An 11,189-nucleotide genomic window follows, 5' to 3' on the forward strand; every position below is an offset into this window, starting at 1 on the left:
CGGACCCCGCAGGCGCTCTGCCACTTCACCAGCTTCTTCCGCCACCATCGGAAGCTGGCGAACCTCCTCGTCGAGCGTGCCGGGCTCGCGGGCGCACACTGAGCTTCGGTCGGCTAACCGAGCACGAATCCCACCGTCACCAGCACGCCGATCAGCGCCAGCGTGGCGCCGAGTCCAATCAGCGCCCACTCGGCGCTCCACTTCCGCTGCCGGGTGGGCGCTGCAGCGGCGGATGGGACGATCTCGTCCGGTTCCGCCGCTGGCTGGGGCGGGGGAGGCGTCACGGCTTCGGCGATGGCCTCGGGCGATGGCGGAGGCGCACGCTCCTCGCCCCCACGGGCCGGGGCCTTGAAGCGCAGCACCGTATGGCCCAGCTCGATCACCGCCCCGTTCACCAGAGGAGCGGGCCGCTTCAGCCGCTGTCCGTTTACGTACACGCCGTTGGGCGAGCCGAGGTCCTCGATCCGGTAGCCGTCGGGATCGCGGCGGATCCACGAGATGTCCTCGATCCGCTTCGGGTGGCGGCGGGCGGGGAACGCCCGCAGCGCCAGCCCCCTGGCCCGCAACGCGGCCCGGCTGGCACGCTGGAGGGCCGCCGGCGGCGCGCCGTACCGGAACGCCTCGCGCAGCGGCTGGTCCATCAGCGCCCGCGCGAACAGTCCTGCCGGCCGCCGCACCGGCGGGGCGTAGAAGGTCTGCATCAGCGCGAGCGTCGCGTCCGCGACCCGGCGTGCGCCGGGGTCGTAGCCGAAGTGCTCGGCCTCGTAGGAGTCCATCAGCTCCTCGAAGCCGGCGTAGTCCTCGGGTATGTCCGAGATGTTCATGTGCCGGCCCAGCGTGCGGTAGTAGCGCACGGAGGCCTCGAGCTCGGTGGGCGTGAGCGGCCGCTTGCCGTAGTCGTCGAGCCAGCGCTTGGGGACGACCACGAACGTCGAGAGCACGTAGCGGAACTCGTGGTCGGGGATGTCGTAGGCGCGGTGCATCGCGTTGATCCGGCGGATCGCGGCCTTGGCCTCGGGGTGGGCGAAGCCGAGCCGGGTCGGCGGCTCGAGCAGCAGCGCGGTGTCGTCGTACCGCTTCTGGACCTCGAGGGTGAACGCCCCGGTCTCGTCGAGCAGCCGCCCGATGCCCGGCACGGCGTAGGTGCGGAACAGCGCGAAGCTGAGCGCCTGGTTCATGTCCCACGGGAACTCGTACATCACGACGTTGCGGTAGATCTCGACGAAGTCGGTCTTCGGGTCGAGCGAGTCGTTGCGTCTCTTCCAGTGGTCGCGCCGCATGGGATCGAGACTAGAACAGGTTTCGCCCCCGATGCCGAGTCGGCGCCAGTTTCCCCAACAACCCCGCCGAGACGGCGCCAGTTTCCCCAGGATCCCCGCCGAGTCGGCGCCAGTTTCCCCAGGATGTCCGCCGAGTCGGCACCAGTTTCCCCAGGATCCCCGCCGAGACGGCGCCAGTTTCCCCAGGATCTCCGCCGAGTCGGCACCAGTTTCCCAAGTGTCTGCGGTGCTGCCCCATGACTCATGGATCACCGACGGGTCCGGCGTACGACGACCGGAAACTGGCGCCGACTCGGCACACCCGGCCCGGAAACTGGCGCCGACTCGGCACACCCGGGCTCAGTTGCTGGCGGCCTTCTCGGCGCCCCGGCGCCAGCGGATGCCGGCCTCGATGAAATCGTCGACGTCGCCGTCGAAGACCGCCTGCGGGTTGCCGACCTCGTGGCCGGTGCGCAGGTCCTTGACCATCTGGTACGGGTTCAGCACGTAGTTGCGCATCTGGTCGCCCCAGGCCGCGGCGACATCGCCCTTGAGGTCCTTCTTGAGCGCGGCCTCCTCGGCCTTCTTCTTCGCCAGCAGCTTGGCCTTGAGGACGACCATCGCCGAGGCCTTGTTCTGCAGCTGGGACTTCTCGTTCTGGCAGCTGACCACGATGCCGGTCGGGATGTGGGTCAGCCGGACGGCGGAGTCGGTCGTGTTGACGGACTGGCCGCCGGGGCCGCCGGAGCGGAAGACGTCGACCCGGACGTCGTTCTCGTCGACCTCGACCTCGTCGGTCTGCTCCAGCACCGGCACGACCTCGACGGCCGCGAACGACGTCTGCCGGCGGCCCTGGTTGTCGAACGGCGAGATCCGGACCAGCCGGTGGGTGCCGGCCTCGACCGACAGCGTGCCGTAGGCGTACGGCGCGTGGATGGCGAACTCGGCCGACTTGATGCCGGCCTCCTCGGCGTAGGAGACGTCGTAGACCTCGACGGGGTACTTGTGCTGCTCGGCCCAGCGCGTGTACATCCGCATCAGCATCTCGGCGAAGTCGGCGGCGTCGACACCGCCGGCGCCCGAGCGGATGGTGACGATCGCCTCGCGCGCGTCGTACTCGCCCGAGAGCAGCGTGCGGACCTCGAGCGCCTCGACGGACTTCTTCAGGCGGGCCAGCTCGGCGTCGGCGTCGGCGAGCGCGTCGGCGTCGCCCTCCTCTTGGGCCATCTCGACCATGATCGCGAGGTCCTCGATGCGGCCCTGCAGACCGGTGAACCGGTCCATCTCGCCCTGCAGCGCGGAGAGCCGTCCGGTGACGCGGGTCGCGTTGGCCTGGTCGTCCCACAGGTCGGGCGCGGCGACCTGCTCGCCGAGGTCGGCGATCTCACGGCGCATCGCGTCCACGTCGAGCACCTGCTCGATTGTGTGCATCGTCGCCTGGAGCTGCTTGATCTGTGCGTCGTAGTCCGGTCCTGCCACAAGGAGCAAGATTACGGGCCGCGCGCGGCGCGGCCTACTCGGCGGCGGCCACGGGCAGCGGGAGCTCGGCCCAGACCCGCTTGCCACCGCCCTCGCCGGCCTCCATCCCCCACGACGCGGCCAGCGCGCCGACGAGGTGCAGGCCCCGCCCGTGCTCCTCGGTGGCGGTCAACGGCTGCGGGTCCGGCGTGCCGGCGCCGCTGTCGGCGACCTCGATCCGCAGCGCCTGGTCCCCGGCCGACAGCCGCAGCCGGTAGGACGAGCGGGCGTGGGTCAACGCGTTGGCGGCCAGCTCGCTGGTCACCAGCAGCGCGTCGTCGACCGGGCCGTCGAGTCCCCACTCATCGAGCTTGTCGCGGACGAACCGCCGGGCGGTGCTGACGCTGCGCAGGTCGTCGGGCAGGTCGATGACCGCGAGCGTCTCGTCGCGGCGGCCGACCGAGTCCAGCAGGTCGATGAGGTAGTCGAGGTCGGCGTCCTCGACCTGCTCGCCCGACCGGTCGCGGGTCCAGCCGCGGTCGCCGGTCTCGAGGCTGGAGAACACCACGACCTGGGACGCGGGGGATGCCGCGCGCACCTGGGAGAGGACGTCATGGCCGGCGATGTCGGGCAGGCCGAGGACGACGACGTCGGGACGGAACCGGCCGGCGAGCCGGACGGCCCCGACCCCGTCCTCCGCCTCGCCCACGACCTCGAAACCGCCCCGTGAGTGGAGCGAGGCTCGGACCAGCCGGCGCACCTCGACGACGTCGTCCACCAGGAGGACGCGGATGGGCACCGTCGCAGCGTAGGACAACCGACCGTGTCCTCGCACGCACCCGCGCGCGTGCGCGGGCGCGCGTGTCGCGCGCGGGGCGGGCCCGAGCCGGGCCACGGCAGCTTCTTGCAGGTTTCTGCAGCGCACACAGATGAGGCACGAATCAGGCCCGCGACCGGCGACCGGGTGGAAGCGTGTGCGGCAGGCGCTGCTCGGGCGGCGCCGACCACTTCCCCCGAAGACGCCAGAGGCCGCCGCCATGATCATCGACGTCCGTCCGACCCCCGCACTGCGGCGCCACCGCGCGCGCATCGTGGGCGTGGTCGCGGGCATCGGTCTCCTGGCGGCGACGCTGGCGTCGGTCGCCGAGATCGCCACCTCGACCGACCTCGGGCCGGGCAGCGTCACGGTCAGCGACCCGGCCCAGCGCTGAGCGTCCCGACCACCAACCGCGCGGCTGGGCGCGGGGATCAGCGAGCCTTGCGGCCGAACACCTGCGCGACGTACCAGACGCCGTCGGCCTTGCGGGCGCCGATGCCCATCTGCCGGTAGCGGCCGTTGAGGATGTTGGCGCGGTGGCCGGGCGACTTCATCCAGCCGTCGCGTACGACGGACCGGCCGGTCGGGTACCCGTACGCGACGTTCTCCCCGGCGTAGGAGAGGTTGCAGTCCTTCGCCACCCGGGCGAGGTCCTGGTGGAACATCCGCTGCTGGCGGGCCATCTTGCGCGCCTGGCGCACCGCCCACTTCTGCACGCACGCGCCGTGGCGCAGGGGCACCCGCCCGTGCAGCACCCGCTGGACGTTGGTGACCGTGAACGCCTCGGCCTGGTACTCCAGCGCCGGCAGCCCGGCGTGGGCGGGCGTCGCACCGACCCCCAGGCTCACCCCCAGGGCCAGGCCGGTGGCGCCGGCCGCCACGGCGGTGCGCAGCGTTCGCCTCCGGTCGGTCATCACGTCCTCCCCACGTCGATGGTCTAGACCGTTCGAGCAGCCCCACCGTAACCCGGCGGGGGCCGGAGCCGGGCATCAACGGGCGAACGGGCCGCCGCCCTCGCCGTCCGGGACGTCACCGCTCGACGGCGACCTCGGCCGAGCCGGTCGCCCCGATCGTGGCCACCTCGGGCGAGCCGGGCACGGTCAGCGGCAGGTCGAGCGGAGCGCGTACGTGCACGGTGACGGTGGTCGCCGCGGCGTCGATGTCGACGGTGAAGCTCAGACCGGGGTACTTCGCGTAGGCGCCGGTGCTGACGAGGTGGTCGTGGACCGAGGCCCGGACGGCCGCCGCGGTCAGGTCGAGCCGATCCGTGGGCACGCCTCCGGTGTAGACGCCGTCGCCGGCCGCTCCGAGGTCGGCGCCGCGCAGCGCGGCGCCGTCGGCGACCGTGTCGAGGCCCTGGCGCTGCAGGTACGCCGCGGACGCGTCGACCACGAGCGCGACGCCCATGGCGAGCACGAACGCGAAGCCGACGATCATCAGCGTCATCTGGCCCGCTTCGGACCGCTCACGGCGCCGCACGGTGGACCTCCTGGAACTGCCCGATCGGGACGGTGTGGGTCGCGTCGAGTGCGAACGACGGGGCGCCGCCGCCGAAGAACGCCGGGAGGAGCGGCAGGTCGACGCCCGAGGTGACGACCACGGTGATCACCGAGGTGCCGGCGTGGCAGTCGCGGGGGTACGGCGTACAGCTGATCCGCAGGTGGACGGGGACGCCGTGCACGCCCTGGTCGTCGAGCGCCTGGCGGGCCGCAGCCTGCGCGCGCTGGTAGCCCTCGGCGTCCGTGGGCGCGAGCGCGTAGGCGCGGGCGGCGGCCCGGGCCGCACCACTGACGCCGAACGCGCCCCGCTGCACCTCGAAGACGGACATCACGATCCACAGCAGCGGCACCAGCAGCAGGATGCCGAGCCAGGTCAGCTCGACCAGGGCGCTGCCATCCTCGCCGCGGCTGCGATCGCGCCACCGCGTCACGGCCGCTGCTCCTCGACGGCATGACCGGTCACGGTCAGCGAGACGCCCGGGCCGCCGATGCCGAGCGCCGGCACCGTCGCGTGCACGACGACCTCGACGCCCGGCGCCCCGGCCACCGTCGCCGGGTGGGCCTCGATGTCCCGCGCGAACCGCCCGGAGATCGCGCCGTCGATCTGGCTGCGGGTGCGGGCCACCCCGTCGGCCGGCTCCCGGTCGAGCGTGGCGGCGTAGCGGGCGCCCTCCGACGCCGCGGAGGCCAGCGTGTTGCGCACCAGGAGCACGAGCGCCACCTGGAGGATGCCGAGGAAGATCGGCACGAGCACGACGAGCACCAGCACGAAGTCCACGACGGCCGACCCGCGCTGGTCGCGGCGGCGGTGCGGCACGGGTCTACTGCACCTGGTTGAGCGCCGAGGTCAGCATCGCCTGCAGCTGGGACCGGGCGACCACGGTGATGACCCCGACCAGGCCGGCGGTCATCACGGTGATCATCACCCAGCCGGGCACGTCGCCGCGTTCGTCACGCACGCGCGGGGCGCTCAGCGCGAGGTAGAGCCGGGTGATCGCGAGTGAGATGTGTTCCATGGTCGTTCCGTTCTCCGAAGGGTCCTCGTCGAGGTCGGGGGATGTCAGGGGGTGGTGAGGTGCAGGCCGATGGCGCCGGGCCAGAAGGCGAAGAGCACGGTGATGGGCAGGACGAGGAACACGACCGGCACCATCATGAAGACCTCCTTGCGGGCGGCGGTCTCGATGAGCTCGCGGCGGCCGGCCTCGCGGACGTCGGCCGCCTGGGCGTGCAGCACGTCGGCGAGCGGGGTGCCGCGCTCGACGGCGACCGCGATGCCCTGGGCGAACCTGGCCACCAGGGGCAGCCCGGTCGAGGCGGCCATCGCGTCGAACGCCGTGGCGACGGGTTCGCCGGTGCGGATCTCGGCGAGCACCCGTCCGAGGTCGGCGGACAGCTCGCCGCCGCTGCGGCGTACGACGCGGTCCAGGGCCGCGACGGGTCCTTCGCCGGCAGCGACCGCGAGGGCCAGCAGCTCGGCGACGGTCGGGAACTCCGCCAGAATCCGGCGCTCGCGGTTGCGCACCTGGCTGGTGAGGTAGCTGTCCCGCGCGAGCACGCCCATGACGAACGCGATCAGGCAGATGAGCAGCGACGAGGCGCCGGAGCCCGGGGAGCTGAACATCCGCAGCACCCCGAGGACGGCGGCGGCCGCGAAGCCGACGACGCCCCAGAGGACCTGCTCGACGCGGAACTCGTGCACGCTCTTGTCGATGCCGGCACGCTGGAGGCGCCGGCGTACGGAGGTGGCCCCGCCCAGCACCCGCTCGACACCGTCGGCGGCCGAGCGCAGCAGCGGCCCGAACACCCCCGCGGCGGCGGACGTCGGCGACGTGGACGCGACCCGGAGCTCGGGCGTGTGGCCGACCTGGGGCAGGTCCCGGACGTAGGGCAGCACCCGCAGGGCCAGCTGCGGACGCCGGATGGTCCGGACCCGGGCGGCGACGACCAGGACGCCGCCACCGGCGGCGGCGCCGAGCACTCCACCCCACAGCGCGGGCGTCACGACAGGATCCGCCGTTCGGTGGGCAGCCGGCCGATGCGCATCATCAGCCGGTAGGCGACCACGCAGGCGCCCGCGCCGATCGCCAGCACCAGGGCGCCTCCGGGCGAGGCGTAGCGGTGGATGACGTCGGACTGGAAGGACATGAACAGCAGCACCAGCCAGGGCGCCGCGACCGCCAGGCGCGCGCCGTTGATCGTCCAGGCCTGCCGGGCCTCCATCTCCGAGCGGGTGCGGGCGTCGTCGCGCAGGTACGACGAGAGGTTGCGCAGCAGCCGGCCGAGCTCGCCGCCCCCGACCTCACGGGCGATGCGGAGTCCCTCGACGACCCGGTCGCCGACGGGGTCGGCGAGCCGCTCCTTGAGCCGGTCGAGGCACTCACCGAACCGGCCGGTGACCTGGTAGTCGAGCGCGAACTGGTCGAAGGCGTCACGCAGCGGCTCGGGGCCGCGGGTGCCGAGCGCGGCGAGCGCGTCGGGCAGCGACATCCCGGCCCGCACCGCGGAGGTGAGGTTGTCGACGGCCTCGGGCCACACCTCGGCGAGCTCCCGCTGGCGCCGGCGGGCGCGTCCGGAGACGATCGCGACCGGCATCCAGGCCCCCATCAGCCCGAAGGCGATCGCCACCGGTGGCGTGCCCGACACGGCCTGGAGGACGACCGTGGCGACCGCGCCGCAGACGACGCAGAGGATCACGAACCCGGTGACCGACACCTGCCCGAGCCCGGCGCGGGCCAGGAGGTCCCGGGCCCGCCCATGCTGGCTGCTCTCGGCCCGCGGACCGCGGGGCACGGCGAACGCGCTCCAGACCAGCATCAGCCCCACGCCGACGCCCAGGCCCACGAGCGCGCCCATCAGTCCCCCTCGGCCAGCAGTCGGTGGACGTCGATGCCGACCCGCTCGTAGCGCTCGACGTGCGGCGGCATGCCGCCGGTGTGGCGCAGGTCGCCGGCCCGGCGCTCGAAGACGGGCTCGGTCTCGATGACGTCGTTCTCGACCCGGCCCGGCACGCCGACGATCTCGTTGACCCGGCGTACGCCGCGCTCGTCGATCCCGAGGTGGACGACCAGGTCGACGCTGGCCGCGACCGTGGGCACCACGAACCTGGCCGAGATGTTCTCGCCGGCCAGCAGCGGCAGCGTGCACATCTTCACCAGCGCCTCACGGGCACTGTTGGCGTGGATCGTGCACATCCCGGGCAGGCCCGCGTTGAGCGCAAGGAGGAGGTCGAGGCACTCCTCGGCACGCACCTCGCCGACGATGATCCGGCTCGGCCGCATCCGCAGGCTCTCCTTGACCAGGTCGCGCAGCCGGATCTCGCCGGTGCCCTCGAGCCCGGACTGCCGGGTCTGCAGCGGCACCCAGTCGGGGTGCTGGAAGCGCAGCTCGAAGACCTCCTCGGCGGAGATCACGCGGTCACCGCCCGGGATCGCGGCCGCGAGGCAGTTGAGCATCGTGGTCTTGCCGGCCTGGGTGCCGCCGGCGACCAGCACGTTGAGCCCGGCCCGGACACTCGCCTCGAGGAAGGACGCCGCGCCCGGCGACAGGCTGCCCAGCTCGACCAGGTCGCGCAGCCTCGCGGCACGCAGCACGAACTTGCGGATGTTGACCGCCGAGAAGCCACGGCTGATGCCTTCGAGCACGACGTGCAGGCGGTGGCCCTCGGGCAGCATCGCGTCGACGAACGGCTGGCTGATGTCGATGCGCCGGCCGCTGGACTTCAGCATCCGCTCGACCAGCTCCTGCACCTGCGCCGCGCTCAGCACCAGGGTCGTCAGCTCGTGGCGGCCGTGGCGGGCCACGAACACCCGGCTCGGGTCGTTGATCCACACCTCCTCGACCGTGGGGTCGTCGAGGAAGGGCTGCAACGGCCCGAACCCGGACACCCGGGCGACCAGCTCGCCGACCATCGAGTCCACGTCGGGCACCGGCGCGACCACCCCGGTGAGGCTGCGGTCGTCGTGCTCACGGACCACCGACTCCGCGATCCGGCGTACGACGTCGGCCTCGCGCTGCGGGTCGACCGCCTCGCGGCGCACCAGCTCGCGCACGTGCTGGTCGAGCTGCTCGACCAGCTCCTCGTGCGCGCCCGCCGTACGCCGCGTCGCCGGATGGGTCAGTGACATCAGGTCCCCCGAGTTGGTTCCTTCGCCGCAAGTCTTCCAGCCGGACGGCCTCGCCAAACCTGACCGGCGTCTCACCTGTGGATGAGGAGCGGACCCGAGGGGCTGTCCGCGCGGACCGCCGGGCTCGCTCTCGATCGACGCGTTGGTCCCAGGTCACCTTCACCCTCACGTCTGCGCGCAGGCTCTGAAGGATCAATCTCATCGCGGTTCAGGACGCTGGCCGAGCAGATGCGCAGCGATGGTGTCACCGTCGAAGGTGTTGAGGGCCATGTATCTGACCTGACTCGTACCACCGATGTGTGTCAGTCCCGGTCGCTGCTGCCGAGGAGGTTCCCCAAGACAGGCCGGACCTGCGGTGATGACCGCTCTCCCCGTGCGCGGCCTGCGACGTGGCCGCCGATGCTGTCGAGCGCGCGCTCGCCTTGGCTGGGCATCTCGACCACCCAGTCGTCGTCACTCCAACTCAGCGGACCGGGGGGCAAGTGATCGTCCTTCGGTGTCGATTTCGCAATGCCGACGTCAGGAGTCCGGAGGCCGGGGTTTCGTGAGGCTCGTTCGTGGCAAGGACCCAAGCAAAGACGGCGGTCCGCCTACGGGTTTCGTTGAGGCGACCACACACCACTCGGGGGTAAGTAGGTGAGGAAGCCACGCCTTCATGGCATGCTCGCGGCGCTCGTCGTCGCTCTGGCAACTACCGTTGGTCCGATGGCGGCGCAGCCGGCCGCCGCGCAATGCGGGGACCGGGACTGCAGGGTCGAACGAAAGCCGGTTGACATACCAGGCGGCATGGGATGGGTCGGGGCGGGCTCGGGCAGCCGGACCGCCGTGCCCGGCACAGGCGGTGGCGGCAGCTGGCCCACCTCGCCGAGCTACGGGACACCCGCGGCAGGCCTCCCGAAGGTGGCCGCGCGCACGATGTCCGCGATTGAACGTCTGGCGAGGCGGTACGGCGTCCCGTGGCCGAAGGAGGGGACGATTCGGGCTCGCGACATGCGGCCCTACGGCGTCTACCAGATCTACTACGAAGCGCCACGAGGCGGCTCGCGCGCCCACAAGTATGGGATCACCCGGGTCGGAGACACCAGGCCGCGGAGTCAACTGGGCCCCTGTCGAAAGGCAGTCGGAGTCAGGTGCCGTTACATCTGGCTCCGGAGGGACGTAGGCGGTTGGAAGCACGCCCGCCAGGTCGAGGCCGGATACGCTGCCAAGTACAAGCATAAGTTCGGCGACTGCCCGCCGGGCATGAGGAGGTGCCTGTGATCGACACCGGCATCAGTGTTGCCTGGCTGGCTGACTTCGACAGCCAAGCCCAGTCAGTCATGGATCGCGTTTGGAAGTCCCTTCGCGTCGACCCGGAGTGGAAGACATGGCTGTCGGAGTACACGACTGACGACGAGCCCGACCCCATGATCCAGTTCGATGACCGCACCAAGCCCCGGCTGATGCTTCGAGGAGCGGCGCTGTCCTACTTCGTTCCGATCGGGTACGTGACCGCCGCCCGCGAGGCCCGCAATCTCAAGAGTTTTGCCGCTGACCTGTTCCGCGACATCTACGTGAAGTGGGCCGAGAAGAGGGGGCTACCCGAACCGCCGGCCGTTACCGACGAGCACCTTGAAGCCGTGGCCAGCCGCTTCCCGTAGTCCTCACCGCTCAGTCGATGTTTCGACTCCGCGATCCGGCGTACGACATGCGCCTCGCGCTGCGGGTCGACCGCCTCCCCGCGCACCAGCTCGCGCACGTGCTGGTCGAGCTGCTCGACCAGCTCCTCGTGCGCGCCCGCCGTACGTCGCCGGATGGGTCAGTGACATCAGGTCCCCCGAGTTGGTTCCTTCGCCGCAAGTCTTCCAGCCGGACGGCCTCGCCAAACCTGACCGGCGACTCGCCTGTGGACAACGAGCCGGGCGCGGATCGGTCCCGGGCGCGGCCGCATCCGGCGCGGTCCGATCGGGGGCAGCTCGGCCGGGCCGCCGCGGGCCCCTGTCGTTTGGTCACCAACGACAACCGGGAACGCCCCAGGACTGTCGTTGGTGAC

At 71.9% G+C, this 11,189-nt stretch carries 13 protein-coding genes; 2 read left to right on the plus strand and 11 right to left on the minus strand.

What is annotated here, in order from left to right; genetic code table 11:
• Window positions 1–113: 113 nt before the first annotated feature.
• The 3 genes from VGD85_RS12060 to VGD85_RS12070 all read right to left on the minus strand — a co-directional run bounded on the left by VGD85_RS12060 (window position 114) and on the right by VGD85_RS12070 (window position 3,516).
• Window positions 114–1,280 (minus strand): oxygenase MpaB family protein, encoded by a 1,167-nt coding sequence (locus tag VGD85_RS12060; RefSeq protein WP_331063688.1) that lies wholly within the window; start codon window positions 1,278–1,280, stop codon window positions 114–116.
• 339 nt (window positions 1,281–1,619) lie between these two features.
• Complete coding sequence (prfB, locus tag VGD85_RS12065; protein ID WP_331063689.1) at window positions 1,620–2,738, minus strand: peptide chain release factor 2; 1,119 nt, start codon at window positions 2,736–2,738, stop codon at window positions 1,620–1,622.
• 34 nt (window positions 2,739–2,772) lie between these two features.
• Window positions 2,773–3,516, minus strand: a complete 744-nt coding sequence (locus VGD85_RS12070) for an ATP-binding protein (protein ID WP_331063690.1) — start codon at window positions 3,514–3,516, stop codon at window positions 2,773–2,775.
• A 238-nt stretch (window positions 3,517–3,754) separates the two neighbouring features.
• Between VGD85_RS12070 and VGD85_RS12075 the strand changes: the two genes are divergently transcribed.
• Window positions 3,755–3,928 carry a hypothetical protein gene (locus VGD85_RS12075; protein WP_331063691.1) on the plus strand — a complete coding sequence of 58 codons (174 nt, stop codon included), beginning with the start codon at window positions 3,755–3,757 and terminating at the stop codon, window positions 3,926–3,928.
• A 37-nt stretch (window positions 3,929–3,965) separates the two neighbouring features.
• On the opposite strand, the gene VGD85_RS12080 is transcribed toward VGD85_RS12075, so the two are convergent.
• The 8 genes from VGD85_RS12080 to VGD85_RS12115 all read right to left on the minus strand — a co-directional run bounded on the left by VGD85_RS12080 (window position 3,966) and on the right by VGD85_RS12115 (window position 9,157).
• Entirely contained in the window at window positions 3,966–4,448 is a 483-nt protein-coding gene (locus VGD85_RS12080; protein WP_331063692.1) for a CAP domain-containing protein, read from the minus strand.
• A 115-nt stretch (window positions 4,449–4,563) separates the two neighbouring features.
• A complete protein-coding gene (locus VGD85_RS12085; RefSeq protein WP_331063693.1) occupies window positions 4,564–4,980 on the minus strand; it encodes a pilus assembly protein TadG-related protein in 417 nt (138 codons plus the stop codon).
• Between the two features lie 19 nt (window positions 4,981–4,999).
• A complete protein-coding gene (locus VGD85_RS12090) occupies window positions 5,000–5,464 on the minus strand; it encodes a hypothetical protein (RefSeq protein WP_331063694.1) in 465 nt (154 codons plus the stop codon).
• Window positions 5,461–5,850: a TadE family protein gene (locus tag VGD85_RS12095; RefSeq protein ID WP_331063695.1), complete on the minus strand. Its 390-nt coding sequence runs from the start codon at window positions 5,848–5,850 to the stop codon at window positions 5,461–5,463. The genes VGD85_RS12090 and VGD85_RS12095 overlap by 4 nt, the downstream gene beginning before the upstream one ends.
• 4 nt (window positions 5,851–5,854) lie before the next feature.
• On the minus strand, window positions 5,855–6,049 hold the full coding sequence (locus tag VGD85_RS12100; RefSeq protein WP_331063696.1) for a hypothetical protein: 195 nt from the start codon (window positions 6,047–6,049) through the stop codon (window positions 5,855–5,857).
• A gap of 44 nt (window positions 6,050–6,093) precedes the next feature.
• Window positions 6,094–7,035: a type II secretion system F family protein gene (locus VGD85_RS12105; protein WP_331063697.1), complete on the minus strand. Its 942-nt coding sequence runs from the start codon at window positions 7,033–7,035 to the stop codon at window positions 6,094–6,096.
• Window positions 7,032–7,886: a type II secretion system F family protein gene (locus VGD85_RS12110; RefSeq protein ID WP_331063698.1), complete on the minus strand. Its 855-nt coding sequence runs from the start codon at window positions 7,884–7,886 to the stop codon at window positions 7,032–7,034. Before VGD85_RS12110 ends, VGD85_RS12105 begins: the two co-directional genes overlap by 4 nt.
• Entirely contained in the window at window positions 7,886–9,157 is a 1,272-nt protein-coding gene (locus VGD85_RS12115) for a CpaF family protein (RefSeq protein ID WP_331063699.1), read from the minus strand. The genes VGD85_RS12110 and VGD85_RS12115 overlap by 1 nt, the downstream gene beginning before the upstream one ends.
• 1,256 nt (window positions 9,158–10,413) lie before the next feature.
• Here VGD85_RS12115 and VGD85_RS12120 point away from each other — a divergent pair.
• A complete protein-coding gene (locus VGD85_RS12120; protein WP_331063700.1) occupies window positions 10,414–10,797 on the plus strand; it encodes a hypothetical protein in 384 nt (127 codons plus the stop codon).
• Window positions 10,798–11,189: the final 392 nt, after the last annotated feature.

The sequence above is a fragment of the Nocardioides sp. genome, from assembly GCF_036401255.1.
Classification (GTDB): domain Bacteria; phylum Actinomycetota; class Actinomycetes; order Propionibacteriales; family Nocardioidaceae; genus Nocardioides.

What these genes read in the sequence shown, in the direction of transcription:
- VGD85_RS12080 (WP_331063692.1), bottom strand. Translation starts at nt 4,448, where the DNA reads ATGACCGACCGGAGGCGAACGCTGCGCACCGCCGTGGCGGCCGGCGCC.
- VGD85_RS12060 (WP_331063688.1), bottom strand. Translation starts at nt 1,280, where the DNA reads ATGCGGCGCGACCACTGGAAGAGACGCAACGACTCGCTCGACCCGAAG.
- VGD85_RS12115 (WP_331063699.1), bottom strand. Translation starts at nt 9,157, where the DNA reads ATGTCACTGACCCATCCGGCGACGCGGCGTACGGCGGGCGCGCACGAG.
- VGD85_RS12100 (WP_331063696.1), bottom strand. Translation starts at nt 6,049, where the DNA reads ATGGAACACATCTCACTCGCGATCACCCGGCTCTACCTCGCGCTGAGC.
- VGD85_RS12085 (WP_331063693.1), bottom strand. Translation starts at nt 4,980, where the DNA reads ATGACGCTGATGATCGTCGGCTTCGCGTTCGTGCTCGCCATGGGCGTC.
- VGD85_RS12110 (WP_331063698.1), bottom strand. Translation starts at nt 7,886, where the DNA reads ATGGGCGCGCTCGTGGGCCTGGGCGTCGGCGTGGGGCTGATGCTGGTC.
- VGD85_RS12075 (WP_331063691.1), top strand. Translation starts at nt 3,755, where the DNA reads ATGATCATCGACGTCCGTCCGACCCCCGCACTGCGGCGCCACCGCGCG.